This is a genomic window from Methylorubrum sp. SL192 (genome assembly GCF_026672325.1).
Taxonomy (GTDB): domain Bacteria; phylum Pseudomonadota; class Alphaproteobacteria; order Rhizobiales; family Beijerinckiaceae; genus Methylobacterium; species Methylobacterium extorquens.
The window spans coordinates 2,309,112-2,335,600 of sequence record NZ_JAPPQV010000003.1 but is presented as its reverse complement, the minus strand read 5'-3'; the positions used below and the strand labels follow the sequence as shown (position 1 = coordinate 2,335,600).

Genomic DNA, 26,489 nt, shown 5'->3' with positions numbered 1-26,489 from the left:
AGCGCAGGTCAGCGCCGGTTCGTCATCCCGTAGATCGCGAAGCCTACGAGCGCCGCGAGGCCGAGGGTGAGCAGGCGGTTGCTGCCGAGCGTGTCGGCGGCGGCCCAGCCGGTGCTCTTGGCGCTCTCGATCACGGCGCGGCCCCGCAGGATGCGCGCGGCCCGCTGCCGGTTCGCCTCCCGCGTCGGCAGATGGACGATGTAGGTGTCGCCCTCACGGTCGATATCGATGCTGTTGCGGGCGAACCCCGCCCGCACGAGGCGGTCCTTGGCGGCGTGGGCCGCTTCACGGCTCGTGAAGTCGGCTTCGACGCTGACGGTCTCCTGGGACATGTCTCCTCCTCGACAAATGTGGGGATGTGCCGCGCGCGATCCGTTCGCCGCGGACCGTCGCAAGACGGCCGGTGGCATGCGTTTCGTGCGGCACTCCAAGCGGGAGGAGCAATCCGGGCCTGGCCTTCACGGTTCCGCGAGAAGGCTCACGCCGCCTCGGCCTCGCAGGCATCGATCCGCACGGCGCCGTCGGCCGTCAGCGAACAGATCACCTCCGTTCCATCGTCGAGCGCGAAAGCATGGAACAGGCGGCGCTCGAGTTCTTCGAGCCCTTCGCCGGGTAGTTCTGCGATTTCGCCCCGCGTCCGTTCTTCGAGAGCGGGAAGAACACCACTTCTCTCAGCGATTTCCTGCGCGGATTGCGTCAAAACGATATCGAAAGACATTGCCGCCTCCCTGTTACGACGCCGGTTACGACTTGTTCGATCCACGTGAAGACAGGCCCCTCTTGCGACTTTTTTGGGGCAGCCTTTTTACGGCGCGGGAAACACGTTCGCGATCAACGGCTTGGCAGAGGCCCGCAGCCGCGCGACCGATCGCGGCGTATTGGCCGGAATGACTTGGGACGGGCCGCCGGCCGGATCGGAGCGCGGACATCCCGTCCGGCCGAACCCGACCGGGCTGCTGTGACGCATCGGCTCGGCGCAGCTTTTCGAGGTCTTCTCCGGTTTCGACCAGCGGGCCGCGCGTTCGACGCTGGCCCGCCGGTCTCAAAGGTCCGCCTAAAGGGTCCGCCGGAGCGTCGCGCGTTCCGACCACGCGAAGAACATCCCCGGCAGGGAGGCCGGCCCCATGAATTCCATCCTCGTCGTCGCCTTGATCTGTGCGTCCAGCGTTCAGATGCCCGATTGCTCGCGGGAAACCGCTCTGGACGTGATCATCGGTCCGGCCCACACCCTTCAGGAATGCCTGATCCAGGGTCCGGTTCTGGCCGCAAGCGCGGGCCATGGCTCGGGCGCCGACACCTACGTGAAGACGCGCTGCGAACAGCGGAAGCCGCGATAGGTTTCTGTGTCGCGCCGGCTTCTTCCGAAGGACGGCAACGACCCTGTGGGGCAAGGCTTTGGGAGGCACCGATGACAGAGGATGAAACGGTCGATCCGGAGCGCGCCGTCGCGGTGGGCCTGCGGGCCCGCCTCGCGGTGGTCGAGCGCACCGCATGGTTCGGTTTCATGCACGCGATGCGCGAGCGGCCCGAGGAAACCCAAGCCTTCATCGAGGCCGAGCGCGTGCGATGCCGCGAGGGTTTCGGCAGCGGCGCCTGGGCCAAGGACCTGACGGCGGCGGAGCGGGCGCTCCTCGGCGAAGAGGTCGATGCCGGCCTCGCGCAGCTCGTGGAGGATGCCCGCGCCGAGCTCGGCGACGGCACCGACGGCACCTGAACGGCGCCCTCCCCCGCGCCATCCTTTCGCCTTGCGGACATGGCGGGAAGAGTACAGTGTCCCCCGCCAAACCGGGACCGGCCGGAGGAAGCTCCGTCCGTCGGGCCCGCGAAGGAGCCGTGACTGGTGCCCATGTTCGGATACGCCGCCCGCCGGAGCGCCACCGCGCTCACCCTGCTGCTTGCTTCGACCGGTCTCGGCTCTCTGCCGGCGGCGGCCATGCAGCCGCGGGAATCCTCACCGCTCTCCGAGTACGAGCCGGCGGAATCGCTCGAGGGCAACTTCCTCTCCGCCTATATCGCCGGTGCCTCGAAGGACACGGCCGCCGCCGCGAGCTACTACCGCGAGGCGGTGAAGGGCGACCCGCGCAACGCCGAGCTTCTGGAGCGCGCCTTCGTGTCGCTGCTGGCCGACGGCGCGATGACCGACGCCTTCCGCGCTGCCGAGCGGCTCGCCACCCGCGAAAGCTCGAACGGCCTCGCTCAGCTCGCCCTCGGCGTGCGCCAACTCAAGGCCGGCCAGTACGGCCCTGCCCGCCAGAGCTTCGGCCGCAGCGGCCGGGGTGCGGCCGCCGACCTCACCGGGACGCTGCTGACGGCGTGGGCCTATGCCGGCGCGGGTGACGGCAAGCGCGCCTACGAGACCCTGAACCGCCTGCGCGGCGAGCGCTACTTCAACGTCTTCCGCGACTACCATGCCGGGTTGATCGCCTCGGTCATCGGTGACCGGGCGGAGGCCGAGCGCAAACTGAAGGCGGCCTACGACGCCGACCACAACACTCTGCGCATCGTCGACGGCTATGCCCGTTTCGAGGCCGGCATCGGCCGCACCGATCTCGCCATCGACGCCTACAGCGAGTTCGAGAAGGTGATGCCGCGCCACCCCCTCGTGGTGGACGCGCTCGACAAGCTCAAGGCCGGCAAGCCGCTCAGCCCCCTGATCGCCTCCGCTCAGGAGGGCGCGGCGGAAGTGCTGTACGGGCTCGGTTCGGCCGGCTCGACGCAGGGCGACGAGCTTCCGGCGGTGGTCTATCTGCGGCTCGCGCTCTACCTCGCCCCCGACCACGCCGTGGGACGGCTGACGCTCGCCGACGCCCTGGACCGCATGAAGCAGGTCGAGCGCTCGAACGAGGCCTATGCGCAGATCCCGGCTTCCTCGCCGCTCAAGCTCAACGCCGACATCCAGATCGGTCTCAACCTCGAGCAGTTGGGCCGGGGTGACGAGGCGCTCCAGCACCTCGACACGGTCCTCAAGGCGAACCCCGACAACGTCGACGTCATCTCGGCGCTCGGCAACGTGCAGCGCGCGCGCAAAAAGTTCACCGAGGCGACCGAGACCTATACCCGCGCGATCAACCTGATCGAGCCCGGCCGCGAGGCGAACAACTGGACGCTGTTCTACTTCCGCGGCACCGCTTACGAGCGGGCCGGCGAGTGGCAGAAGGCCGAGGCCGACCTCAAGAAGGCGCTGAACCTCGTTCCGCCAACCCAGCCGAACGCCAAGGCGCAGGTTCTCAACTACCTCGCCTATTCCTGGGTCGATCGGAACATGAACATCGACGACAGCTTCACCATGCTGAAGCAGGCCGTCGATCTCTCTCCCCGCGACGGCATGATCATCGACAGCCTCGGCTGGGCCTATTTCCGCCTGGGTCGCTGGGACGACGCGGTGCGCGAGTTGGAGAAGGCGGTCGAACTGAAGCCGGGTGACCCGACCATCAACGACCACCTCGGCGATGCCTATTGGCGCACCGGCCGGCGGCTTGAGGGCAAGTTCCAGTGGCAACACGCCAAGGACCTGAACCCCGAGCCTGAGGAACTCGCCAAGATCAACGCCAAGCTGAAGGACGGCCTGCCCGAGCCGGACAAGCCGACCGCCACCGCCGAGAACCCGCCCGCGCAGGACCCGGCGCAGACCGTGCCTGCCCCGGTGGCGGCGCCGCACAACGCGGAGAACCCGGAATTGCCGAAGGGCGCCCCCGCCCCGAGCGAGCCGCCGGGCGCCGCGGACAAGAAGCCGGGGAAGTAAGGGGCGACGCGTCCCTCCTCCCCTGCACGATGTCGCGCTCGAATCCGCCGCGTGGCGCGGCCGCTGACGGCCATGGCGAGGCTCGGCGCCGCTCATCCTGAGCGCCGCTTCGTTCGGCGCGTTCGCGTTTGTGATGGCGCAAGAGCGAATCGACTGACGCGCTTCGCCCCCATGATGTCCATGCGTCGTCCGGGACGTCGGGCGGGCCTTTCGTGATGCATCGTCTGTTCGCGAGGCTCGGCCGTCACCGCTCGGATGGTTGCCCCAAGACGGGCCTCTGCCCGAACCGGTGGCCGGGTTCTGCTGCAAATGTCGGCATCGCCGACTTGGCCCCAGGTGCCTCTGCACCCGCCTCCGCCGCCCGAAATCCATGTCCGAAGCGGTAACTTATCATTTGTTGCATTGGCGCAACATGTGGCCCGAGGCGGATGTGTAGGTTTGATCCTGCCGTATTTCGACGACTCGCGTATTCTCAGCGAGCGCTCGACAATCCATTCGCGACCGAGGAAATTTGTCGGCTAAACTGGCCACAGTTGTTTTTATAAGTCGGATGATTTACTTTATTAAGGAATTTAATATTGCATATGAATAAAATTGTGGCCCTAAATTGCGATCAAAGTGATCTTATTGCAAGTGTAAATTCCTCCTGGCTGAGTTTAATATTTCATAAGCTGAATGCACCGGTAAACTCATGCTCTGATTATTTGATTTTCTATTTCTTATATCGATCTATGTGCAGGTCGTCGATACCTTTTGGCTCCTCATCATCGTTAGATTGAATTAAGGCCGTGGACTGCGGCCTACACTTGACACATGTCGCCGCGCGGATTGTGCGGCCGGTCGGGTCTTGCGAGACGGCACCGATCTGAGCGGCACAGGACTTGTAGTAGCTTCGACATCCGCAAACCAACCGGCGCGTGTAGCCGGAAGAGGAGTGTCGATGTCGCGGTTGAAATCGGGCCTGCTGGCCTGCTGCGCCAGTCTCGCCGCCGGCCCTGCCGGACACGCGGCGGATTTCCCCAGGGGGGACAGCGGACTGGCCGACGACTTGCGCGCCTGCAACGCCTACGGTGCCGGCTTCTTCTTCATTCCCGGTACGGATACGTGCGTGCGCTTCTCCGGCCGGGCGCGCTACGAGGCAGGTTTCGTTCCGAACCGCAACCGCACGCAGAGCCAGGGTGACCAATCCCAGGCGCGCGGGATGATTCGTCTCAATCTCGATGCCCGCAGCCAAACCGATTTCGGCGTCTTACGGGCGTTCCTCCGCATCGACGCCGCGAGCCGCACCGGCATCCTCCAGTCCACCGGTACGCAGCAGCGCATTGCCAATGCCTCCCCGGCGCTCGGTCAGGATACGTTCGGCCGCATCCAGAACTTTTTCATTGCCGAAAAGGCCTTCGTCCAGTTTGCCGGCATCACCGCTGGCCGCGCCGCCTCCTTCTTCGACTTCTACGCGCATGATTATGAGATGAGCGGCCTCACGACCGGATCCAATCTCTCCTCGACCAACCTACTTGCCTACACGTCGAGGATCGGCGGCGGCTTGAGCTTGAGCCTGTCGATGGAAGACCCGTTTTTCCGGAAGCAGCCGGTCTACGCGGCCTCCGTCGCGGCCGCTGCCGCCCCGCTCGGTGCGCCCTCGCAGTTCGTCGCGCCGACGGCGGCGCCGACACCTGTAATCCTGGCGACCGATGGCGGCTTCAACGCCACGGGCGCTGCCTTCCTCGACGCCGTGCAGCGCTCGCGCATGCCGGACTTCGTGGCAGCGCTGCACTACGATGACAGTTGGGGCTCCGCCCATCTCTCCTCCGCCGTCGCGAACATCAATGTGGGCGGCTTCATCGCCACCCCAGCGCTCGGTCCGGCCGGCACCACCATCGCGAATGACACGGCGGCCGCACTCCTGGCGGCGCGGGGTGTCACGTCCGGCGCGCAGACGGATTACGGCTGGGCGGTGCAAGCCGGCGTCAAGCTGAACCTGCCGATGATCGCATCGGGCGATGGCATCTACCTTCAGGCGGCCTATGCCGAGGGCGCCATGAACTACACCGGCTTCACGTTCTTCACGGGCAGCTACGCCAGCAATCTGACGCCGATTCAGGGGGCTTCCGTCCAGCAATTCGTCTCGGATGCCGTGGTCAACCCGATCACCGGCAAGCTCGAATTGTCGACGAGCTTCACCGTGGTCAGCTCCTTTCTCCATTACTGGACGCCGGAATGGCGCTCGGCCTTCTACGGCAGCTACGGTGCGCTCAACTACAAGCGCGGAACCCGCGAGACCTTCAGCATGCTGAATGGGTTGGTTGGCAACTCCGCCCCGCCCAATGCTTTCGCCAATCCGGTTGCCTTCGGCCTCAGCCCCGTGCTTCGCGACACGGATCAGGTGATCGCCGGCGTGAGTCTGATCTGGTCGCCGGTCCGGGATCTCGATATCGGCATTGAGGGCACGTATATCGGCACTTCGGTCCAGAGCGGGCGCGTTCCGGATGCGACCTACCCGATCCTGGTGAACGGTCTGCCGTTCGTGACGGCCAATCGCCACGATGCGGGTCAGATCCGCATGCGCATCCAGTGCGATTTCTAGAGCATCGCCCCGAAAGACGGGTGCGCGGCCGTCGCCCGTCGGCCGCTGCGGGCCGGTGCGAACCGCCTTGCTCGTCGGGAAGGCTCCCCCTATGGCAGTGCCCGTCCCCCGCCTCATCGGCCGAGAGCTCCTGTGTCCGTCCTCACCACCCGCGCTCCGGCCAAGATCAACCTGACCCTGCACATCCTCGGCCGCCGGCCCGGCGACGGCTACCATGCGCTGGAGAGCCTCGTGGCCTTCGCCGACGTGGCGGACACGCTGGAACTGGTGCCGGGCCCTGATCTGTCGCTGGACATCTCCGGCCCCACCGCCGGGCCCGCCGGACCGCTCGACGACAACCTCGTCCTGCGCGCCGCCCGCCACCTCGCTGCGGGCGTGGACGGCCTGAGGCTCGGCGCCTTCCGCCTGCACAAGCAACTGCCCGTCGCGGCGGGGATCGGTGGTGGCTCCTCGGATGCGGCGGCGGCCCTGCGGCTGCTGGCCGAGCTGAACGGGCTCGCCCTCGACCATCCTGCTGTGATCGCCGCTGCGCGGGCGACCGGCGCCGACGTGCCGGTCTGCCTCGATCCGCGGGCGCGGATGATGCGCGGCGCGGGCGAGGAAATCGGGCCGGTGCTCGGCCTCGCATCGCTGCCGGCGGTGCTGGTCAATCCCGGCGTGCCTGTCTCGACCGCGCCGGTCTTCAAGGCGCTCGGCCTCGCGGTCGGTCAGCGGCTCGACGGGGCGGAGCATCCGGTCGTCGGGGCTAGCCTCGATGCGGACGCCGTGCTCGGCGTCATCACCCCCGCTCGCAACGATCTCGAGGCGCCGGCCCTCACCGTCGCCCCGGTGATCGGCGAAGCGCTGGCGCTGCTGCGGGCTCAGGCCGGGTGCCGGCTCGCGCGGATGTCGGGCTCCGGGGCCACCGTGTTCGCAATCTTTTCCGATGACGGGGCGGCGGAGATTGCGGCCGCAGCGATCCGCACCGCCGAGCCGGGCTGGTGGGTCGAGCCGACGCGGCTCGCCTGACCCGTCGGCTGCGGGCGCTCAGTGCGCCCGGGCGATGCAGAAATCGACCACCTGCAGCAGGGCGGCCTTCATCGGCCCCTGCGGGAACGGCTCAAGCGCCGCGCGGGCCTGATCGCCGTAGTGGTGCGCCCGCTCGATCGTGTCGTCCAGGGCGCGATGGCGGCTGAGGATGGCGAGCGCCTGCTGAAGATCGCCCTCCGCCCGATCCTCCCGTTCGAGGGTGCGGCGCCAGAAGGCGCGCTCCTCGTCCGAGCCGCGGCGCAGCGCCAGCACGATCGGCAGGGTGATCTTGCCCTCGCGGAAATCGTCGCCGACATTCTTGCCGAGCGCCGCGCTGGTGCCGCCGTAATCGAGCACGTCGTCGATGAGCTGGAACGCGATGCCGAGATTCATGCCGTAGGCGCGGCAGGCTGCCTGCTCGGATTCCGGCCGTCCGGCTAGGACCGGGCCGACCTCACAGGCCGCCGCGAACAGCTCCGCGGTCTTGCCGCGGATCACGGCGAGATACTCGTCCTCACTGGTCTCGATGTTCTTGGCGGCGGTGAGCTGCATCACCTCGCCCTCGGCGATCACGGTGGCCGCCGCGGACAGGATGTCGAGGGCGCGCAGGCTCCCGACCTCGACCATCATGCGGAAGGCTTGGCCGAGCAGGAAATCGCCGACGAGCACGCTCGCCTCGTTGCCCCACTTGATGCGGGCGGCGACGCGCCCGCGGCGCATGTCGCTCTCGTCCACCACGTCATCGTGGAGGAGGGTCGCGGTGTGCATGAACTCGACCGCGGCGGCGAGCTTCACCGCGCCGTCGCCGCTGCCGTAATCACAGAGATCGGCGCAGGCGAGCGTCAGGATCGGACGCAGGCGCTTTCCGCCCGACGCAATCAGGTGGTTGGCGACCTCGGGGATCATCGCCACGTCGGAGCCCGTGCGCGACAGGATGGTCGCGTTCACCCGCTCCATCCCGGCCGCGACGAGGCTCACGAGATCGGTGAGGCTGGCCTCCGGATCGGAGCGGCCTTCATCGAGGGTAACGACGACGCCCAAAGCGCGATGCCTCCGGAAAAACTCTCGACCGGCACCCTGCCGGAACCCCTGCCCCGCGGCTGCCCCTGTCGCACGGGGCCGGCGGCAGGGCAACACGCGGTCGTGCCGCACGGCTGCGCAACAGCGTGGAGAATGTTACCAGCCGGGAGGCCGCGCGATCCCGCCACGGGGTGCCGGCGAAGGATGATGGTGCCGTGAAGGAACTGATCCGCAGCAACGACATCGTCCTGATCGGCTTCGCGCGCTCGCTCCTCGAAGAGGCGGGCGTGCCGCTCTTCGTCGCCGACGAGCATATGAGCGCACTCGAAGGATCGATCGGCGTGTTCGGCCGGCGCCTGCTGGTGCCCGACGACCATGCGCCGCAGGCCCGCCGCATCCTCATTGATGCCGGCCTGTCCGCCGAACTGCGCGACGAGCCCTGAGTGGGCGCCGAGCCGGATGCCTTCCTCGGCGGTCGCCTGAGGCTGCGCCAGCCGCCCCGCGGCGCCCACCGCGCCGGAACCGACGCGGTGCTACTCGCTCGCATTCTGGCGCCGGCGCCGGGCGCCACGCTCTACGACCTCGGCGCGGCCACCGGCGCGGTCGGGCTGGCCGTGGCGCGGCTCACCGAGGTGGGCCGTGTGGTGCTGGTCGAGCGTGATCCCGACCTCGTCGCCCTCGCCCGGGAGAATGCCGCGGCGAACGGGCTCGACGCGCGTGTCGCGGTGATCGAGGCGGATATTCTGGCGCCGGGGGTGCAGCGCCGGGCGGCGGGCCTGGAGCCGGACAGCGCCGATATCGTGCTGACCAACCCGCCCTTCTTTGAGGAGGGCGCACACCGCCCCTCCCCCGTCCCGCAAAAAGCCTCGGCCCACAGCTTCGCGGCCGGCGGGCTCGATCTGTGGCTGAGAACCTGCGCCGACCTGCTGCGCCCCGGCGGCCGGCTCGGCCTGATCCACCGGGCCGATGCTCTGCCCGCCTGCCTCGACGCCCTACGCGGGCGTTTCGGCGATTGCGCCGTCCGCCCGGTTCACGGGCGGGCCGATCGACCGGCGATCCGCGTGCTGGTTGCGGCGGTGAAGGGCAGCCGCGCCCCGTTTCGCCTGCTGCCGCCCCTGGTGCTTCAGGACGAGGCCGGGCGCTTCACCGGGGAAGCCGAGGCGCTGCATCGGGGCGAACCCTGGCCGGCGCCGTGAAGCCGGATCCCGGTCGAAGCGGGCGCCCGCTGCAATGGATCGGCTGGCGACGTCCTGTTAACGGAGAACGGACCTGCCTCGTGGAGCCGTATCCGACCCGATTGCATCAGGTCGGCGTCTCCCGCCCCATATTTAGACGCGCAGTCTTTCGACGAATCGGTGACCGCTTCGTCGGGATGCGATCTAGGAAGCCGCGCACCCGCGCGTTCTGAAAAAAGGCCGCCATGCCGCTGACCATCCCGACCTGGATGCGCCGCCTCCTGCCCCGCCGCTTCCGCGAGACCCCGCCGCGGGTCGCCGTGGTGCGCCTGAGCGGGGCGATCGGCGCCGTCTCGCCGATCCGGGCGGGCCTTTCCATCGGCACGGTGGCGCCGAGCCTGGAGCGCGCCTTCACCATGCCGGGCCTGTCGGCGGTGGCGCTCGTCATCAATTCCCCCGGCGGATCGCCGGTGCAGTCGCACCTGATCTACCGGCGCATCCGGGCGCTGGCGGCGGAGAAGGAGATCAAGGTTTTCGCCTTCGTCGAGGATGCCGCGGCCTCGGGCGGCTACATGATCGCCTGCGCCGCCGACGAGATCGTCGCCGATCCCGCCTCGCTCGTCGGCTCCATCGGCGTGGTCTCGGCCGGCTTCGGCTTCGACCGGCTGATCGAGCGCATCGGCATCGAGCGCCGCGTCCACACCCAGGGCGAGGCCAAGGCGATGCTCGACCCGTTCCGCCCGGAAAACCCGCAGGACATCGCCCGGCTGAAGGAGATCCAGGCCGACGTGCAGGCCCTGTTCTCCGGCCTCGTGCGCGAGCGCCGGCCGACACTCGACGCCAGCCGCGACCTGTTCACCGGCGCGGTCTGGACCGGGCGGCAGGCGCTCGATCTCGGCCTCGTCGATGCACTCGGCGATCTGCGCGGCACCCTGCGCGCCCGCTACGGCGAGAAGGTGGATCTGCGGCTCGTGGCCGAGAATCGTGGCTCCTGGCTCGCCCGCCTGCTCCGCCGCGCCGGTCCGGGCCAGACCGCGGCCGGACTCCCCGATGCGCTGATCGCGGCGGTGGAGGAGCGTGCCGCCTGGGCGCGGCTCGGGCTGTAGACTGCGAGCGAAGACTCGCGGTCCTGTTCGCGGCTCATGATTGGAATCCGCCCGACACAGCTTCGAGATCAGGCTTGTCGGCGCAAGAGAACGTCTGTACCGATCGGTATTGATCGTACCGATCAGTACAGAAAGGCCTTGCCATGTCGCGCCCCCCGCTTCCGCCCTTCACCGACGAGACCGCTGCGCAGAAGGCGCGCATGGCGGAGGATGCCTGGAACAGCCGCGACCCGGAGCGCGTCGCCCTTGCCTACACGCCGGACAGCGTCTGGCGGAACCGCGCGGAGTTCGTCCGGGGACGCGAGGAGATCGCGGCTTTCCTACGCCGCAAGTGGGCGCGTGAGTTGGAGTACCGGCTGATCAAGGAAGTCTGGGCGCATCAGGGCAACCGGATCGCCGTGCGCTTCGCCTACGAGTGGCGCAACGACAGCGGCCAGTGGTTCCGTTCCTACGGCAACGAGAATTGGGAGTTCGACGAGGCGGGCCTGATGCGCCACCGGATCGCCTCCATCAACGATCTGCCGATCGCGGAAGCCGACCGGAAGTATCATTGGCCGCTCGGCCGCCGCCCGGACGACCACCCGTCCTTGAGCGATCTGGGGCTGTAGGGCGTGGCCCGCACCGTCGCCGAACGGTCCGACGTGCTGCCGCTGCTCGCGGAGGTGTTTCGCGAGCACGGCTACGAGGGCGCGAGCCTGTCGCTGATCTCGAAGGCGACGGGGCTCGGCAAGGGCAGCCTCTACCACTTCTTTCCCGGCGGGAAGGAGGAGATGGCAGGCGCCGTGCTCGCCGAGATCGACGGCTGGTTCGAGGCCAACGTCTTCCGCCCCCTGCGGGAGGCGGAAGACCCGGCGGCGGCCGTGGCCGCGATGTTTGCGACGGTCGGCGACTATTTCCGCTCCGGCCGCCGGGTCTGCCTCGTCGGGGCCCTGAGCCTGAGCGACGCCCGCGACCGGTTCGCGGGCCGTCTCCGAAACTACTTCGCCCGTTGGGTCGAAGCCCTTGCCGCGGCTTTGGGCCGGGCGGGACATCCTTCGGCGTCGGCCGGCATGATCGCCGAAGAGGCCGTCGGCGGCATCCAGGGGGCGGTGGTGCTGGCCCGCGCGCTCGACCGGTCGGAGGTGTTCGAGCGGATCCTGGCGGGATTGCGGGTGCGGTGCCTCGCCCGACCCTGAGCCGGTTTCAGCTCAGCGCGCGCAGCCGGCCGGAGCGGCGTAGCCGGAATAGACCACCCGGACCTTGCGGGCGCAGGTCTCGGAGGCGGGCATGGCGGCGACCGGCGCGATCTCGACGGGGGTGACCGCCACCGTCTTCTCGACGATGCCGCTGCCATCCGGCGTGGCGAAAGCGTTCGAGGCGCCCATCATGAGCGACGTAGTGGCGAGCGAGGCCGCGACGAGGGCGGCGAAAACAGTCAAACCCGTGCGCATGATCTGTCCGAAAGTGTTAACCGCTCGCCGCGAGGGCCGGAGCGTGGCTGTTCATTTGCCGTCTTAACTTGGCAGAAACCTTTGCCGTTCCCGCGATGCGGCCGCGTCCGGTAAAAAGATGTGCCGGGGCGCACCGGGGCCTCGCCACCGGCCCCGTTCGGCCCCCGGCCTCGTAAATGCCGGCCGGCGCCCCATATGAAGGAAACCCTCCGCGCAATCCCGTGCTTTGGGCGTTTTTGCGGAGACCGATATGGCTTATTCTTCGGATAAGGGGGGCGCACGCCCCGTGTCAGCGACCGACTTCAACGACCGCGTGAAGCAGTTGCTGGCAGACAAGCCGGCAATCCAGGCGGTGCCGAAGGACCGGACGGCCAAGCGGAACTTCACCCGCTCCGCACCCCGGGCCTAGACCGATGACAGGGGGCGGCCCCGGCAGCGAGTTTGCTTGACACCCCGCCCCCCGCTCTTAAACGGTCCGGCAGCTTCCCTCCTGTCGGACCTTCCATGCCGAGTGACGCCGACCTTTCGCCGACACGCTCGTTCCAGGGCCTGATCCTCACCCTGCAGCGCTTCTGGGCAGCCAAGGGCTGCGTGATCCTCCAGCCCTACGACATGGAGGTCGGCGCCGGCACCTTCCATCCGGCCACGACTCTGCGGGCCCTCGGCCCGAAGCCCTGGAAGGCGGCCTATGTGCAGCCCTCGCGGCGGCCGAAGGACGGACGCTACGGCGAGAACCCCAACCGGCTGCAGCACTATTACCAGTTTCAGGTGATCCTGAAGCCGAACCCGCCGGACCTCCAAGAGCTGTACCTCGCCTCGCTGGAGGCGATCGGCGTCGATCTCAAGCTCCATGACATCCGCTTCGTCGAGGACGATTGGGAGAGTCCGACGCTCGGCGCCTGGGGCCTAGGCTGGGAATGCTGGTGCGACGGGATGGAGGTGAGCCAGTTCACCTACTTCCAGCAGGTGGCGGGCTTCGAATGCGCCCCAGTGGCCGGCGAGCTGACCTACGGCCTGGAACGCCTCGCGATGTACGTGCAGGGCGTCGAGAACGTCTACGATCTCAATTTCAACGGCGGCGAGGGTGAGGACAAGGTCACTTACGGCGACGTCTTCCTCCAGGCCGAGCAGGAATATTCGCGGCACAACTTCGAGGCCGCGGACACGGCGATGCTGTTCCGCCACTTCGCCGATGCGGAGAAGGCCTGCCGCCTCTATCTCGAAGCCGGTGCCCCGGAGAGCGAGGGCGCGCGCCACCGCATCGTGCAGCCGGCCTACGACCAGTGCATCAAGGCGAGCCACGTCTTCAACCTGCTCGACGCCCGCGGCGTGATTTCGGTCACCGAGCGTCAGAGCTACATCCTGCGCGTACGCGAACTGGCCAAGGCCTGCGGTGCCGCATGGCTGAAGACCGAGGCCGGCGGCCACGCCGCAGCGGCCTGAGATGCGGCGGCGCGCCGTCCTCGCTCTGGCGTTCGCGCTCCTGGCGGGGCCGGCCTTCGCGCAATCCGCGACCGACCCGGTGGAGACCGTGCGGGCCTTCTACGCGGCGGACGACATCAACGCGGTGCGCTTCTACGCCAAATCCCTGCGCGCGCTCTACGAGCGCGACCAGCGCGAGGCCAAGGGCGAGGTCGGGCGGCTCGGTTTCGCTTTTTACGTCAACGGCCAGGACACCGAGCCGGGTTTCGCCAAGTCGTTGGCCCTCGCCCCGCTCTCGAACGACGGCGACCGGGCCGAGGTGCGAGCGACCTTCCGCAACGGCGGGCCGCAGGAACTGCGCTACAACCTCGTGCGCGAGGCCGGCGCATGGACAATCGCCAACGTTCGCTCGCTGAAGGGCGAGACCTGGGATCTCGCCGCCATCCTGTCGGCGCCGCTGCCCTAGAGCCGTATCCGACCCCATTGCATCAGGCCGGCGTCTCTCGGTTTTTATTTCAACATGCTTTCTTTCGCCGAACCGGTGTCCACTTCGTCGGAAAGCGCTTGAGCGCGCGGCCGCACCGGGAACCGTCCCGTCATCGAAGCGACATCGGACGGGCGTAGGCGCGCCGCCTCACGACGGTGGAAGAGACGCGCCCGATGTCCGACACGCCCGACGCTCCGACCCTCGATGCGGTGATCGCGCAGCGCTTCTCTCGGCGCGACCTGATGCGCGGCTCGCTCGCCACCGCACTCGCCGCCGGAATCGCGCCGCAGACCGTCGCGGCCCCCGCCGATTCCTCCGCCTTCGACTTCCCCGAACTCGCCGCCGGAATCGATGAGCACCTGCATGTGGCCGAGGGCTACGAGGCGAAGCCGCTGCTGCGCTGGGGCGACCCGCTGTTTCCCGACGCGCCGGCCTTCGATCCTCAGAAGCAGAGCGCGCGGGCTCAGGAGCGCCAGTTCGGCTACAACAACGACTTCGTCGGTTTCATCCCGCTCGACAAAGACGGCCAGCGTGGTCTCCTCGTGGTCAATCACGAATACACCAATGCCGAGCTGATGTTTCCCGGCCTCGCGGCCGCCGACCGCAAGGCCGTGATCCTCGCCCTGAGCCCGGAACAGGTCGCGATCGAGATGGCCGCCCATGGCGGCTCGGTGGTCGAGATCGTCCGCGAGGCGGAAGGCTGGCGCCCGGTGATCGGCTCGCCCTACACGCGGCGCATCACGGCGGAGACGCCGATCGCCCTCACCGGCCCGGCGGCGGGTCATCCCCGCCTCATGACCGAGGCCGACCCGAGCGGCCGGCGCGTGCTCGGCATGATCAATAACTGCTCGGGCGGTGTCACGCCCTGGGGCACGTGGCTCTCGGGCGAGGAGAACATCAACTACTACTTCTCAGGAACTCTCCCTGCCGGACATGCGGAGGCCGGCAATGCGAAGGCGATCGGCCTGGGCAGCCCGCAATATGCCTGGAGCCGCTTCCATCCGCGCTTCGATCTCGCGCAGGCGCCGAACGAGGCGAACCGGTTCGGCTGGGTGGTCGAGATCGATCCGTTCGATCCGAGCTCGACCCCGAAGAAGCGCACGGCGCTCGGCCGGTTCAAGCATGAGGGTGCGGCGGGCGCGCGTTCGCTCGACGGGCGCTACGTCGTCTATCTCGGCGACGACGAGCGCTTCCAGCATGTCTACCGCTTCGTCAGCGAGGGCCGGGTGCAGGCCGAGCGCGCGGACAACGCCGACCTCCTCGATTCCGGCACGCTCAGCGTCGCCCGGTTCGAGCCCGACGGCACCGGCCGCTGGCTGCCGCTGGTGCACGGCGCGAATGGGCTCGATGCGGGCAACGGTTTCGCTGGCCAGGCCGACGTGCTGATCGAGGCCCGCCGCGCCGCCAAAAGCCTCGGCGCCACGCCGATGGACCGGCCCGAGGACATCGAGGCGAACCCGCGCACCGGCCGCGTCTACGTGATGCTGACCAACAACGGGAAGCGCACCGCCGATCAAGAGGAGCCCGCCAACCCGCGCGGCCCCAACACCTTCGGCCACGTCATCGAGATCACCCCCGACGGCACCGACCACGCCGCCGAGACCTTCCGCTGGGAGGTGCTGGTGCGCTGCGGCGACCCGGCCAAGCCCGAGGTGAAGGCGAGCTTCTCCGCGCTCACCACGCAGAACGGCTGGTTCGGCATGCCCGACAACTGCACCATCGACGGGCGCGGCCGCCTCTGGATCGCCACCGACGGCAACAATCGCCGCGCCACCGGCCGGGCCGACGGCATCTGGGCGGTGGAAACGGAAGGCCCGCGCCGGGGCACCGCGCGCCACTTCCTGCGGGTGCCGGTGGGCGCCGAGATGTGCGGCCCCTGCTTCACCCCCGACGACGAGACCTTCTTCGTCGCCGTCCAGCATCCCGGCGAGCCCGACGAGGAGGGCGCCCTCGGCTCCTACGAGAAGCCCTCGACCCGCTGGCCGGATTTTTCGCCCGATCTGCCGCCGCGGCCCTCCGTCGTGGCGGTGCGGCGGACGGGGGGCGGACGGATCGGGTGACGGGACCGTCGTCCCGAGGAGACGCCGAATCAATCCGGAGAAAATGCGTCCATGGGCTGCTTCGCCGACGCGCGCGATGACGATGGGGCGGCGGTGACAGATGGGGGCCATCTCCCGTCTCGACGCGGCCCGAGCGGGCGGCTATTCCCGCGCGCATGCCTGACCTTCTGCTCGAACTCCGCTCCGAAGAGATCCCCGCGCGCATGCAGCGGCGTGCGGCCGAGGATCTGAAGAAGCTCGTCACGGACGCGCTGGTCGAGCGCGGTTTCCTCTACGAGGGCGCCAAGGCGTTCGCGACGCCGCGGCGGCTGGCGCTGCACGTCGCCGGGCTGCCCGCCCGCGGCGAGGCGGTGCGCGAGGAGCGGCGCGGTCCCCGTGTCGGCGCGCCGGAAGCCGCCGTGCAGGGCTTCCTGAAGAGCGCGGGACTCGCGAGCCTCGATCAGGCCACCACGGTCACCGATCCGAAGAAGGGCGAGTTCTATCTCGCGGTGATCGAGCGGCCCGGCCGCGAGACGCTCGACGTGCTCGCCGAGATCCTGCCGGGCATCATCAAGAGCTTTCCCTGGCCGAAATCGATGCGCTGGGGCGCGGCCTCGGCCCAGCCCGGCTCCCTGCGCTGGGTGCGCCCGCTGCAATCGATCGTCGCCACCTTCGGCCCCGAGACCGAGACGCCGGAGGTCGTGCCGTTCTCGGTCGATGGCATCACCGCGGGCATGGTCACGAGCGGCCACCGCTTCCTCGCGCCCGAACCCTTCGAGGTGCGCCGCTTCGACGATTACGTGCAGGCGCTGGAGCGCGCCGACGTGATCCTCGATGCCGACCGGCGCAAGGACATCATCCTGCATGACGCGAAGGATCTCGCCTTCGCCCGCGGCCTCGACCTCGTGGAGGACGAGGGTCTGCTGGAGGAGGTGGCCGGGCTGGTGGAGCGGCCCGTGGTGCTGATGGGCTCGTTCGAGGAGCGCTTCCTCGAGATCCCGGCCGAGGCGATCCGGGCGACGATCCGCGCCAACCAGAAGTGCTTCGTGCTGCGCAAATCCGGCTCGGACGAACTGGCGCCGGCCTTCGTCCTGGTCTCGAACCTTATCGCCTCCGATGGTGGCGTGGCGATCACCGCCGGCAACGAGCGCGTGGTGCGGGCCCGCCTCTCGGACGCACGCTTCTTCTGGGAGACCGACAAAGCGACGAAGCTGGAGGATCGCCTCCCCAAGCTCGATTCGATCGTCTTCCACGAGAAGCTCGGCACGCAAGGCGAGCGCGTCGCCCGCATCGCCGCGCTCGCGAAGGAAATCGCCCCGCTGGTCGGGGCCGACCCGGCGCTCGCCGAGCGCGCGGCCCGGCTCGCCAAGGCCGATCTCGTCACCGAGATGGTCGGCGAGTTTCCGGAATTGCAGGGCCTGATGGGCCGCAAGTATGCGGCGCTTCAGGGCGAGCACGACAGCGTCGCCGCGGCGATCGAGGAGCACTACAAGCCGGTGGGTCCGAGCGACCGCGTGCCGACCGATCCGGTCTCCATCGCCGTGGCGCTCGCCGACAAGCTCGATACGCTCGCCGGCTTCTGGTCGATCGACGAGAAGCCGACCGGCAGCAAGGATCCGTTCGCGTTGCGGCGGGCGGCTTTGGGCGTGATCCGCGCCGTGATCGAACGGTCGCTGCGGCTGTCACTGGCATCCCTGCTGAAAGGCCGCTTCGCGAGCGGAAGCGACGAGCGCACCGCGGATCTCCTCGCCTTCTTCGCTGACCGCCTAAAAGTCTACCTTCGTGACCAGGGCGCTCGCCACGACCTGATCGACGCCGTCTTCGCCCTGCCCGGCCAGGACGATCTGCTGATGGTCGTCCGCCGGGTCGAGGCGCTCGGCGCGTTCCTCGCCACCGACGACGGGAAAAACCTCCTCGCCGGCTACAAGCGCGCGGCCAACATCCTGCGCATCGAGGAGAAGAAGGACGGCCGCGCCTACGACGAGGCCCCCGATGCGGCGCTGGCCGCTTCCGGCCAGCCGGAGGAGCGGGCGCTCGCCGAGGCGCTGGCAGCGGCCCGCCAAGAGGCGTCCGCGGCGGTGGCGGCCGAGGATTTCGCCGGGGCGATGCGGGCGCTGTCGCGGCTGCGGGCGCCGGTGGACGCCTTCTTCGAAAAGGTCACCGTCAACGCCGACGACCCGGCCCTGCGCAAGAACCGGCTGCTCCTTCTGAACGCCCTCCGTGCGGCCACCCGCGAAGTGGCGGACTTCTCCCGCATCGAGGGCTGACGGGGCGGGCCGGCGGTCCGGCCCGGCTTCTCGCGGCTCGACGGGGCGATCTGGGTATCGCGGCGGCGTTCGCGCGTGAGCGTAACATTTCCGCCGCAAGTCGTGGGGCAATCCGGGAAAGACCTCTCAAGATCGAGAGCTGTGGCGCATCGGCAATCGTCGGTTGCCCTGGAACATGCTTCAGATTGGGGTTCGTTCCACCCGGAGCGCCTTCCGTCGAAGTGGTTGCCGGTTCGGCGAAGGAAGGCGCATCACAATGAGGGTCCGGAGGCGCCGACCTGAGGGAATCAGGTCGACATCTCTCATGTCGGTCGATGCCCGGTTTCGATCCTCTCGCCTTGATCGACGCGTGTTACGCGGCGGCCGTCGAACCCGAGACGTGGTCTGACGCGCTCGACGGGATCGCCGATGCGGTCGGGGCCCGCGGTGCGGTGATCGTCTCGCACGATCCCGCGCGCACGGCGCAGACGCTGGCCTCCGAGCGGATCGCCGACGTGAATCTCGATTACGGCGTCGGCGGCTGGTGGCAGCACGACACGCGCATCCGCCTCGGCCGGGAACGCGGCATCATGCGGCCGGGCATGGTCACGGTCGATGAGATGTACCTCACGGCGGAGGAGAAGCGCGCCGATCCGTTCTTCCAGCACTTCATCGACCGGCACCGCCTCGCCAACCTCTGCGCCTATGTCGGGGCCGATCCGATGGACCGCCACACCCTGTCGTTCAGCGCCTCGCGCGATGTGCGCAACGGGCCGTTCGAGGGCGCCGAGATCGAGCGGATGGGGCTCGTCGGCCCGCACGTCATCCGCGCCTTCCGGCTGACGGCGCTCGTCGGCGAGATGCGGCGCGAGGCGGAGGGGCTGACCTCGGCCCTGGAGCGGATGCGCGCCGGCATCGTCGTTCTCGACGTCCGCGGCCGGGTCCGTCTCGTCAGCCCCGTGGCGGAAAGGTTGGCAGCGGGCTACCTCGCCCTGCGCACCGGCGCCGAGCCGGAGGCGGCGGAGCCCATCGACAGCGCGCGGTTCGGCCGCTTCCTGGCGGATGTTCTGCCGGAGCGCAGTTGGCCGCGACAGGAGACGATCCTCCTGCGCCGCCGGGGCGGCGGGCGCCCGCTCTATGTCGAGGCGCTTCCCTTGCGCGGCGCCGATCCGTTTCCGGTGGCAGGCGCCGGGCTCGGCGGCGTGGTCCTGCTCCTGCGCGACCTGCTCGCGCCGAGCACGCGCCCGATCGAGCCGCTGCTGGAACAGCTCGGTCTCACCCGGGCCGAGGCGCGGGTCGCGGCGCTGGTCGGCCGGGGTGCCGCGCCGCGGGAGGTGGCCGAGCAACTCGCCGTCGGCGAGAGCACGGTCCGCAGCCAGCTCAAGGCGGTCTACGGCAAGCTGGCGATCCGTCGGCAGAGCGAGCTGGCGGTCTTCATCACCCGTCTCGACAGCCTCTGACCACCGGATCTCTTATTCCGGCTCGTCCCGGCGCAGGCGCAGTTCGGGGGCGGGCAGCTCCGGTTCGGCGACCGGCGTGCCCTGGCTCTCCGAGCGGCTCGAATCCACGAACAGCCGCGCCTCGCCCTCGCGCACGCCGAGGCTGCGCAGGGCGTAGGTCATCATGCCGAGCGCCAGTTCCCGCTCGGCCATGAGGACGAGGCCGACGCCGTCCTCCTCCAGCCGGCGGCGCTCGCTGTCGCTATGGGTCCGCACCACGCTGTCGATGCCGGGATTGGTCGCCCGTGCCTTGGTCAGCAGCCGGCGCGCCTGATGCGGGTCGGGCGTCGCGACGACGACGAGGCGGGCGGAGCCGATATCGGCGGCCTCCAGGATGCCGGGTGCGGTGGCGTCTCCGAACACCGCCGGAACGCCCTGAGCGCGCAACTCCTCGACCCGGCGCCGGTCGCGCTCCACCACCACGAAGGGCAGGTTCCAATCCTCCAATGCCTTGCCGATGGCGCTGCCAACACGGCCGTAGCCGATGATCACCGCGTGGCCGCTCATGCCGGGCGCGGATGCGTTGACCGGCAGCGGAGCGGCGGCGCGGCGCTCCAGGCGGCGGCGCAGCTCCGGCCGCTCGCCGAGCCAGCGCGACACCCGGCCGGCCAGTGCGAAGAACAGCGGATTGAGGGTGATCGACAGCAGCGCGCCGCCGAGGATCAGGTCGCGCCCTTCCTCCGGCAGCAGCTTCAGCGAGATGCCGAGGCCGGCCAGGATGAACGAAAACTCGCCGATCTGCGCGAGACTCGCGGCGATGGTGAGCGCCGTGCCGACAGGGTGACCGAAGGCGAGCACGATGGCGATGGCCGCCAGCGACTTGCCAAGCACGATGACGCCGACCACGCCGAGGATCGAGAGCGGCTCGCGCAGGACGATGCCCGGATCGAACAGCATGCCGACCGAAACGAAGAACAGCACCGCGAAGGCGTCCTGCAACGGCAGGGAATCGGCCGCCGCCTGATGGCTGAGGTCCGATTCGGCGAGCACCATCCCGGCGAAGAACGCGCCGAGGGCGAAGGACACGCCGAACAGCTCGGACGAGGCGAAGGCGATGCCGACGGCGCTCGCCAGCACGGCCAGGGTGAACAGCTCGCGCGAGCCGGTACGGGCGGCCAGACCCAGCAGGTAGGGAATGAGGCGCCGCCCGCCGACGAGCATCACGGCGACGAACACGCCGACCTTGGCGAGCGTCAGCCCGAGCGTCACCCACAGGCCGTGCTCCGGGGGCCCGTGATGGCCGGCGGCCTGCATCGCCTCGCCGCCGAGCGAGGGCGCCAGCGCCGGCAGCAGCACCAGGGCCACCACCATGGCGAGATCCTCGACGATCAGCCAGCCGACGGCGATGCGGCCCTTGTCCGAGTCGAGAAGCCCCTGCCCTTCGAGCGCCCGCAACAGCACCACGGTGCTCGCCACCGAGAGCGCCAACCCGAAGACGAGGCCCGCCCCGGCCCCCCAGCCGAAGCCCCAGGCGAGACCCGCGCCCATGGCGGTCGCCACCGTGATCTGCACGATCGCGCCGGGCAGGGCGATGGTACGGACCGCGAGCAGGTCGCCGATTGAGAAGTGGAGCCCAACGCCGAACATCAGCAGGATGACGCCGAGTTCGGCGAGCTGGCTCGCCAAAGCCGGATCGCCGACGAAACCCGGCGTGAACGGGCCGATGGCGATGCCGGCGACGAGGTAGCCGACGAGCGGGGGAAGCCGCATTCGCTGGGCCAGCATGCCGCCGATGAACGCGCAGACCAGCCCCAGCGCGATGATCGAAATGAGATCGGTGGCGTGTTGCAACGCGCTTCTATCCTCCTGGGGCAGGAGCCGGCCCCAGGATCAGATAAGGCAAATCACGGTCCCGTGTCCGCAACAGCGATGCAGTGCGTGCACGGTTCCTGTCGATCCCTCACACCTTCATGCCCTCACGCCTTCATGCGGACATAGGTGCCCGGTGCCGGCGCCAGGGAAGGCAGGGCCCCCGTTCCGGGAATGCGGGCGGGCACGCGCTCGGGCGCCTGCTCCTCGAGCCACTTGTACCAGTAGGGCCACCACGAGCCTTGATGCTCCGTCGCCGCCGCGACCCAATCCTCGAACCGGCCTCGGGCCGGTCCGCCGGTGCGAAAGCCGTATTTGGCCTTGGGGCCCGGCGGGGCGACGACGCCGGCGATGTGGCCCGAGCCCGCCAGCACGTAATCGACCTTGCCGCCGAACTTGGCCGACCCTTCGAAGACCGAGAGCGCCGGGGCGATGTGGTCCTCGCGGGTGGCGAGGTTGAAGACCGGCACCTTCACCTTCTTGAGGTCGAGGCGCACGTTGCCGAGCACCATCTGCCCCTTGGCGAGCGTGTTGTTGAGGTAGCAATTGCGCAGGTAGAACGAGTGGTTGGCCGCGGGCATCCGCGTGGCGTCGGCGTTCCAGTAGAGCAGGTCGAAGGCGGCCGGCGCCTTGCCGCGCACGTAGTTGTTGACGACGTAGGACCAGATCAGGTCGTTGGGCCTGAGCATGTTGAAGGCGTTGGCCATGCGTGCGCCCTCCAGGTAGCCGTGCTCGGCCATCCGCTCCTCGATCGCCTTGATCTGCCCCTCGTCGGCGAAGACCTTGAGATCGCCCGCATGGGTGAAATCGACCTGCGTCGTGAGGAAGGTCGCGCTCTTGATGCGCCGGTTACCGGTCGCCGCCTGGTAGGCCAGCGTGACGGCGAGCAGCGTGCCGCCGACGCAGTAGCCCGCCGCCGCGACATCGGTCTCGCCGGTCGCCACGCCGATCATGTCGATGGCGGTCTCGATGCCTTCCCGCATGTAGGACTCGAAGTCCTTGTCGCGGTGGCGCTCGTCCGGGTTCACCCAGGAGATCACGAACACCGTGATCCCCTGAGACACCATCCAGCCGATGAGGCTCTTCTGCGGGTTGAGATCGAGGATGTAGAACTTGTTGATCCAGGGCGGCACGATCAGCAGCGGACGCTTCAGCACCGTCTCGGTCGTGGGCGCGTACTGGATCAACTCCATCAGATCGTTGCGGAAGATGACCTCGCCGGGTGTCACCGCCACGTCCTTGCCGAAGGTGAAGGCGGACAGGTCCGTCTGCCGCACCCGGAGCTGACCGCCGCCGGCTTCCAGATCCTCCTGCAGCATCTTCATGCCGCGCATCAGGTTGGCGCCCCCCTCCTCCAGCGTCTGGCGCAGGAGCTCGGGGTTCGTCATCACGAAGTTCGAGGGCGAATAGGCCGAGAGGAGCTGGCGCAGGTAGAACTCCGCCTTGTGGCGGGTGTGCTCATCGATGCCTTCGGCCGTCTCGACCATCTCCTCGGCCCAGCGGCCAAGGAGCAGGTAGCTCTGCTTGATCAGGTCGAAGACCGGGTTCGCGCTCCAATCGGCATGGGCGAAGCGCTTGTCCGTGGGCGGGGGCTGGACGACGGGCTCGGTGACGGCCCCCTGCATCCGGGTCAGGGTCGAGGCCCAGAGCGCGGCGAAGGACTGGCCGAGCTTGGTCTGGGCCTGGAGCGCCTTCTCGGGATCCTTCAGCCATGTCTCCGCGACCCGCGTGAGAGTGCGGGTCATCTCGTCGATCTCGCTGGCGCCCTGGAGGTTCGCGCCCGGGAGCAGGGCTCCCTGGCCCGCCGACTCGAACGGCTTCAGCGAGGCGGCGGCCGATTGCCGGAACACCTCCGCCAGCTGATTCGCGTTGCGCGCGATGGTCTCGAAATCCGGCGCTGCCGGGTTCGTCCGCTCGGTGCCCACGCGACACGTCCTCCCAAAGGTCCGCCCGCATCCCGTCCCGTGGGGCGGCCCGAGCCTCGTTTCCGACAAATTAACGCTCCACCCAGCAGAAGTCGCCCATCCCAGACTCCATTTTCAGACCGTTGTCATGAACGTGCGCCGCACCGTCCGCGCCATCGCCATCGCCTTGCCGGTTTTCGCCGCCGCGGCGGCGACCGGCGGCTGCTCCGGCGACGTGAATCCGCTGAAGGCGGCGATGGTCGGGGCGGGCTCCGGCATCAAGCCGGTGGAGGCGCCCGATTTCGTGGCGCAATCCCGCAAGAGCGATGCGAGCTACATGCCGGTGGGCGAATCGGCGCCTCGGCGCGCCGTCCGCGCCCGCAATTCCGCCGGACAGAGCGCCCTGCAGGCCGAACTGGAAGGCGCGCGCAACCGCAACGAGTCCAAAGGGCGCGCGGCGGAAGGGGCGGCCAAGAACGCCGCGCAGGGGCTCGCGCCCAACCCGGTGGAGTGATCGTTCCACTCCGATCGCGGCGGGGCCTCGCGATGTTGATTTTTAAGTCGGCGCGCGAACGCGTCGATGGTAAACAGGCAGGCTCCTCACCGCCGACGCATCCTCGCGGGAGGATCAGTTCCGCGACACCGGACAGACCAACGCCATGACCGATTTCCACCGCATCAAGCGCCTTCCGCCTTACGTCTTCGAGCAGGTGAACCGGATCAAGGCCGCCGCCCGAGCCCGCGGCGCCGACATCATCGATCTCGGCATGGGCAACCCCGATCTCGACGCGCCGCGCCACGTCATCGAGAAGCTCGTCGAGACCGCCGGCAAGCCGCGCACCGACCGCTACTCCGCCTCCAAGGGCATTGCCGGCCTGCGCCGCGCCCAGGCCGGCTACTACCAGCGCCGCTTCGGGGTGAGCCTCAACCCTGACACGCAGGTCGTGGCGACGCTCGGCTCGAAGGAGGGCTTCGCCAACATGGCCCAGGCGATCACCGCGCCCGGCGACGTGGTGCTGGTGCCGAACCCGAGCTACCCGATCCACGCCTTCGGCTTCCTGATGGCGGGCGGCGTGATCCGCTCCGTGCCCGCCGAGCCGACCCCGGCGATGTTCCCGGCCCTGGAAAAGGCGGTCGTCCACTCGATCCCCAAGCCGGTGGCGCTGGTCGTCTGCTACCCCTCGAACCCAACTGCCTATGTCGCGAGCCTCGACTTCTACCGGGATCTCGTCGCCTTCGCGAAGAAGCACGAACTGATCCTGCTCTCGGATCTCGCCTATGCCGAGGTCTATTTCGACGACAACAACCCGCCGCCCTCCGTGCTGCAGGTGCCGGGCGCGATCGACTGCACCGTGGAATTCACCTCGCTGTCGAAGACCTTCTCGATGGCGGGCTGGCGCATGGGTTTCGCCGTTGGCAATGAGCGCCTGCTCGCGGCGCTGACGCGGGTGAAGTCCTACCTCGATTACGGTGCCTTCACGCCGATCCAGGTGGCGGCCACCGCCGCGCTCAACGGACCGGACGACTGCATCAAGGAGATGCGCGCGACCTACAAGAAGCGCCGCGACGCCCTGGTCGAGTCCTTCGGCAAGGCCGGCTGGAAGCTGCCGACGCCCGAAGCCTCGATGTTCGCCTGGGTGCCGATTCCGGAAAAATTCCGGGACCTCGGCAGCCTGGAATTCTCCAAGCTGCTTCTGGAAAAGTCGGATGTCGCCGTGGCGCCGGGCATCGGCTTTGGCGAGCACGGGGACGACTATGTCCGCATCGCGCTCGTCGAGAACGAGCAGCGCATCCGGCAGGCGGCCCGTAACGTCCGCCGCTTCTTCGACAACGCCGACCGCACGCTCCACAACGTCGTGCCGTTGCAGAAGGCGGTCTAGCATCCTGTGACGCCGATCCCGACTGATGGCGGGATCGGCGCGGCTGGATGAACCGCGCCGGACGTTGTTGCGGCGGGGCGACAGGGCCCGCGCAATCGGCCCTGTCCGGGTGGGCATCGGACCGGGGAAGCTTGTCAGCGGGCATCCGTATCCGCAGGGTCATGTCCGGTTTTGCCGCCGGGTCGTCCCGGCGGACGGACGCGTTTCGAGGTTCCGCATGCGCCGCCTGAAGCTCTTCGCCGCCCTGGCGCTCGCCGGCGCTGCCGCCGGAGCCTGCGCGCCCCACCCGATCGTGGCGCGCGATCCCGTGCCCGCCCCCTCGCCCGAGGAGGCCTATTCCTGCAGCTCGACGCCGCTCCCGCTGAACGCCTACAAGTCCGATTGCAGCCCCGTGGTGCGCGAACCGCGCACCGTCCTGCAATCGAAGGGGTGAGGTGACGATTGCGGAGGGCCGAGAACGCCGGGCTTCCGCACGTCAACGTTTCCTTGTCACGTTCCGGGGTCTGATCGCAGCCTCGAGACGTCAGTCCGAGCCGATCCCGATTGCGCTGCGATCCCGATCGGCTCATGTCCTATCTTGTTGCGTTCTCACGGCTCGGAGCGGCCATCGCTTCGGTCGGAAGAGCGCCGACGACGGAGCAACCCGTGGCCCGTGCCCACCTCCTCCTTGCCGCCTCCCTCTTCGGGCTCGCCGCCCAGGGGGCTTCTGCCCAGAACTTGCAGGATCGCCCCTACGGCGATGCGCGCGGGCCGACGGTGTACGAGGTCGATCCCGAGAGCGGCCGCTTCCGTGGCCCGCCGATCAGCACCGACGGTCAGGATCTGCGCGCCATCGGTGCCGTGCCGGTGCCGACCGTGATGAATGGCGGCGGCTTCGGCCCCACCGGCAACGACTATTACGGCAATGTGCTCCTCGCGACGCCGCAGGGCCCGCGCCGTGCCTCGGACGGCTACGTCCTGGCTCCCGCCTACAGGGCTCCGCCGCTGCGCTGAGGCGCTGGCCTCGGGGCGCCCGGTCGGCAGCCGGGCGCTCGGTTTTCTGCGCATGGGCGAGGGTCGCGCCCGGTCTCGGATCGAGACGTTTTCTCCCAAGCCGGCCTCTGCCGGGAAATGCGCTCGTGCGTCCCGCATCCCCCCG

26 protein-coding genes are annotated in these 26,489 nt (G+C 68.9%); 20 read left to right on the top strand and 6 right to left on the bottom strand.

The window, feature by feature from the left end; all coding sequences use genetic code 11:
• Positions 1-8: 8 nt before the first annotated feature.
• Both OVA30_RS11770 and OVA30_RS11765 read right to left on the bottom strand, forming a co-directional pair.
• Positions 9-332 (bottom strand): hypothetical protein, encoded by a 324-nt coding sequence (locus tag OVA30_RS11770; protein WP_003597981.1) that lies wholly within the window; start codon positions 330-332, stop codon positions 9-11.
• Between the two features lie 146 nt (positions 333-478).
• Positions 479-718: a hypothetical protein gene (locus OVA30_RS11765; RefSeq protein ID WP_012254422.1), complete on the bottom strand. Its 240-nt coding sequence runs from the start codon at positions 716-718 to the stop codon at positions 479-481.
• Between the two features lie 406 nt (positions 719-1,124).
• Between OVA30_RS11765 and OVA30_RS11760 the strand changes: the two genes are divergently transcribed.
• From OVA30_RS11760 to OVA30_RS11740, 5 genes are all read left to right on the top strand, one after another.
• The gene (locus tag OVA30_RS11760; protein ID WP_003597985.1) at positions 1,125-1,337 is read left to right on the top strand and encodes a hypothetical protein; all 213 of its coding nucleotides are present in this window, start codon (positions 1,125-1,127) and stop codon (positions 1,335-1,337) included.
• Positions 1,338-1,408: 71 nt separating this feature from the next.
• The gene (locus OVA30_RS11755) at positions 1,409-1,714 is read left to right on the top strand and encodes a hypothetical protein (protein WP_012254421.1); all 306 of its coding nucleotides are present in this window, start codon (positions 1,409-1,411) and stop codon (positions 1,712-1,714) included.
• A gap of 132 nt (positions 1,715-1,846) precedes the next feature.
• Entirely contained in the window at positions 1,847-3,742 is a 1,896-nt protein-coding gene (locus tag OVA30_RS11750; RefSeq protein ID WP_012254420.1) for a tetratricopeptide repeat protein, read from the top strand.
• A 940-nt stretch (positions 3,743-4,682) separates the two neighbouring features.
• Positions 4,683-6,326, top strand: a complete 1,644-nt coding sequence (locus OVA30_RS11745) for a porin (protein ID WP_268175531.1) — start codon at positions 4,683-4,685, stop codon at positions 6,324-6,326.
• Positions 6,327-6,458: 132 nt separating this feature from the next.
• Positions 6,459-7,334, top strand: coding sequence for a 4-(cytidine 5'-diphospho)-2-C-methyl-D-erythritol kinase (locus OVA30_RS11740; RefSeq protein ID WP_268175530.1), 876 nt, complete (start codon positions 6,459-6,461; stop codon positions 7,332-7,334).
• An 18-nt stretch (positions 7,335-7,352) separates the two neighbouring features.
• Here OVA30_RS11740 and OVA30_RS11735 read toward each other — a convergent pair whose 3' ends face one another.
• Complete coding sequence (locus tag OVA30_RS11735) at positions 7,353-8,375, bottom strand: polyprenyl synthetase family protein (protein ID WP_015823345.1); 1,023 nt, start codon at positions 8,373-8,375, stop codon at positions 7,353-7,355.
• A 194-nt stretch (positions 8,376-8,569) separates the two neighbouring features.
• Between OVA30_RS11735 and OVA30_RS11730 the strand changes: the two genes are divergently transcribed.
• From OVA30_RS11730 to OVA30_RS11710, 5 genes are all read left to right on the top strand, one after another.
• A complete protein-coding gene (locus OVA30_RS11730; protein WP_012753244.1) occupies positions 8,570-8,797 on the top strand; it encodes a putative signal transducing protein in 228 nt (75 codons plus the stop codon).
• Complete coding sequence (locus tag OVA30_RS11725; RefSeq protein ID WP_268175529.1) at positions 8,798-9,550, top strand: tRNA1(Val) (adenine(37)-N6)-methyltransferase; 753 nt, start codon at positions 8,798-8,800, stop codon at positions 9,548-9,550. It begins immediately after the preceding gene.
• A gap of 224 nt (positions 9,551-9,774) precedes the next feature.
• Entirely contained in the window at positions 9,775-10,635 is an 861-nt protein-coding gene (locus OVA30_RS11720) for a S49 family peptidase (protein ID WP_265244138.1), read from the top strand.
• Between the two features lie 143 nt (positions 10,636-10,778).
• Positions 10,779-11,243 (top strand): nuclear transport factor 2 family protein, encoded by a 465-nt coding sequence (locus tag OVA30_RS11715; protein ID WP_238506733.1) that lies wholly within the window; start codon positions 10,779-10,781, stop codon positions 11,241-11,243.
• Positions 11,244-11,246: 3 nt separating this feature from the next.
• Positions 11,247-11,810 carry a TetR/AcrR family transcriptional regulator gene (locus tag OVA30_RS11710; RefSeq protein WP_268175528.1) on the top strand — a complete coding sequence of 188 codons (564 nt, stop codon included), beginning with the start codon at positions 11,247-11,249 and terminating at the stop codon, positions 11,808-11,810.
• A gap of 12 nt (positions 11,811-11,822) precedes the next feature.
• Here OVA30_RS11710 and OVA30_RS11705 read toward each other — a convergent pair whose 3' ends face one another.
• Positions 11,823-12,065 (bottom strand): hypothetical protein, encoded by a 243-nt coding sequence (locus tag OVA30_RS11705; RefSeq protein ID WP_268175527.1) that lies wholly within the window; start codon positions 12,063-12,065, stop codon positions 11,823-11,825.
• Between the two features lie 286 nt (positions 12,066-12,351).
• On the opposite strand from OVA30_RS11705, the gene OVA30_RS11700 reads away from it, so the two are divergent.
• The 6 genes from OVA30_RS11700 (at position 12,352) to OVA30_RS11675 (ending at position 19,719) form a co-directional block, all read left to right on the top strand.
• Positions 12,352-12,474, top strand: a complete 123-nt coding sequence (locus OVA30_RS11700; RefSeq protein ID WP_256371246.1) for a hypothetical protein — start codon at positions 12,352-12,354, stop codon at positions 12,472-12,474.
• A 95-nt stretch (positions 12,475-12,569) separates the two neighbouring features.
• Positions 12,570-13,508, top strand: a complete 939-nt coding sequence (locus OVA30_RS11695; protein ID WP_268175526.1) for a glycine--tRNA ligase subunit alpha — start codon at positions 12,570-12,572, stop codon at positions 13,506-13,508.
• Position 13,509: 1 nt separating this feature from the next.
• A complete protein-coding gene (locus OVA30_RS11690; protein WP_268175525.1) occupies positions 13,510-13,953 on the top strand; it encodes a DUF3828 domain-containing protein in 444 nt (147 codons plus the stop codon).
• A gap of 194 nt (positions 13,954-14,147) precedes the next feature.
• Positions 14,148-16,034 (top strand): PhoX family protein, encoded by a 1,887-nt coding sequence (locus OVA30_RS11685; RefSeq protein WP_268175524.1) that lies wholly within the window; start codon positions 14,148-14,150, stop codon positions 16,032-16,034.
• Positions 16,035-16,189: 155 nt separating this feature from the next.
• Positions 16,190-18,280: a glycine--tRNA ligase subunit beta gene (gene glyS / locus OVA30_RS11680; RefSeq protein WP_268175523.1), complete on the top strand. Its 2,091-nt coding sequence runs from the start codon at positions 16,190-16,192 to the stop codon at positions 18,278-18,280.
• A 338-nt stretch (positions 18,281-18,618) separates the two neighbouring features.
• Positions 18,619-19,719: a helix-turn-helix transcriptional regulator gene (locus tag OVA30_RS11675; protein ID WP_268175522.1), complete on the top strand. Its 1,101-nt coding sequence runs from the start codon at positions 18,619-18,621 to the stop codon at positions 19,717-19,719.
• A gap of 12 nt (positions 19,720-19,731) precedes the next feature.
• Here OVA30_RS11675 and ybaL read toward each other — a convergent pair whose 3' ends face one another.
• Positions 19,732-21,549 (bottom strand): YbaL family putative K(+) efflux transporter, encoded by a 1,818-nt coding sequence (ybaL, locus tag OVA30_RS11670; protein ID WP_012254405.1) that lies wholly within the window; start codon positions 21,547-21,549, stop codon positions 19,732-19,734.
• Positions 21,550-21,674: 125 nt separating this feature from the next.
• Complete coding sequence (locus OVA30_RS11665; RefSeq protein WP_268175521.1) at positions 21,675-23,492, bottom strand: PHA/PHB synthase family protein; 1,818 nt, start codon at positions 23,490-23,492, stop codon at positions 21,675-21,677.
• Positions 23,493-23,619: 127 nt separating this feature from the next.
• Here OVA30_RS11665 and OVA30_RS11660 point away from each other — a divergent pair, with 127 nt between their 5' ends.
• From OVA30_RS11660 to OVA30_RS11645, 4 genes are all read left to right on the top strand, one after another.
• On the top strand, positions 23,620-23,985 hold the full coding sequence (locus tag OVA30_RS11660) for a hypothetical protein (RefSeq protein WP_056456097.1): 366 nt from the start codon (positions 23,620-23,622) through the stop codon (positions 23,983-23,985).
• A gap of 145 nt (positions 23,986-24,130) precedes the next feature.
• Entirely contained in the window at positions 24,131-25,351 is a 1,221-nt protein-coding gene (locus tag OVA30_RS11655) for an LL-diaminopimelate aminotransferase (RefSeq protein WP_003600977.1), read from the top strand.
• 217 nt (positions 25,352-25,568) lie between these two features.
• On the top strand, positions 25,569-25,784 hold the full coding sequence (locus OVA30_RS11650; RefSeq protein WP_003600978.1) for a hypothetical protein: 216 nt from the start codon (positions 25,569-25,571) through the stop codon (positions 25,782-25,784).
• Between the two features lie 212 nt (positions 25,785-25,996).
• Positions 25,997-26,344, top strand: coding sequence for a hypothetical protein (locus OVA30_RS11645; RefSeq protein ID WP_268175520.1), 348 nt, complete (start codon positions 25,997-25,999; stop codon positions 26,342-26,344).
• Positions 26,345-26,489: the final 145 nt, after the last annotated feature.

Bases quoted from the DNA above. Each gene is read 5' to 3' on its own strand.
- OVA30_RS11760 (WP_003597985.1), top strand. From the start codon at position 1,125: ATGAATTCCATCCTCGTCGTCGCCTTGATCTGTGCGTCCAGCGTTCAG.
- OVA30_RS11685 (WP_268175524.1), top strand. From the start codon at position 14,148: ATGTCCGACACGCCCGACGCTCCGACCCTCGATGCGGTGATCGCGCAG.
- OVA30_RS11705 (WP_268175527.1), bottom strand. From the start codon at position 12,065: ATGCGCACGGGTTTGACTGTTTTCGCCGCCCTCGTCGCGGCCTCGCTC.
- OVA30_RS11750 (WP_012254420.1), top strand. From the start codon at position 1,847: ATGTTCGGATACGCCGCCCGCCGGAGCGCCACCGCGCTCACCCTGCTG.
- OVA30_RS11690 (WP_268175525.1), top strand. From the start codon at position 13,510: ATGCGGCGGCGCGCCGTCCTCGCTCTGGCGTTCGCGCTCCTGGCGGGG.
- glyS (WP_268175523.1), top strand. From the start codon at position 16,190: ATGCCTGACCTTCTGCTCGAACTCCGCTCCGAAGAGATCCCCGCGCGC.
- OVA30_RS11765 (WP_012254422.1), bottom strand. From the start codon at position 718: ATGTCTTTCGATATCGTTTTGACGCAATCCGCGCAGGAAATCGCTGAG.
- OVA30_RS11650 (WP_003600978.1), top strand. From the start codon at position 25,569: ATGCGCCGCCTGAAGCTCTTCGCCGCCCTGGCGCTCGCCGGCGCTGCC.
- OVA30_RS11720 (WP_265244138.1), top strand. From the start codon at position 9,775: ATGCCGCTGACCATCCCGACCTGGATGCGCCGCCTCCTGCCCCGCCGC.
- OVA30_RS11660 (WP_056456097.1), top strand. From the start codon at position 23,620: ATGAACGTGCGCCGCACCGTCCGCGCCATCGCCATCGCCTTGCCGGTT.
- OVA30_RS11755 (WP_012254421.1), top strand. From the start codon at position 1,409: ATGACAGAGGATGAAACGGTCGATCCGGAGCGCGCCGTCGCGGTGGGC.
- OVA30_RS11745 (WP_268175531.1), top strand. From the start codon at position 4,683: ATGTCGCGGTTGAAATCGGGCCTGCTGGCCTGCTGCGCCAGTCTCGCC.
- OVA30_RS11695 (WP_268175526.1), top strand. From the start codon at position 12,570: ATGCCGAGTGACGCCGACCTTTCGCCGACACGCTCGTTCCAGGGCCTG.
- OVA30_RS11715 (WP_238506733.1), top strand. From the start codon at position 10,779: ATGTCGCGCCCCCCGCTTCCGCCCTTCACCGACGAGACCGCTGCGCAG.
- OVA30_RS11655 (WP_003600977.1), top strand. From the start codon at position 24,131: ATGACCGATTTCCACCGCATCAAGCGCCTTCCGCCTTACGTCTTCGAG.
- OVA30_RS11770 (WP_003597981.1), bottom strand. From the start codon at position 332: ATGTCCCAGGAGACCGTCAGCGTCGAAGCCGACTTCACGAGCCGTGAA.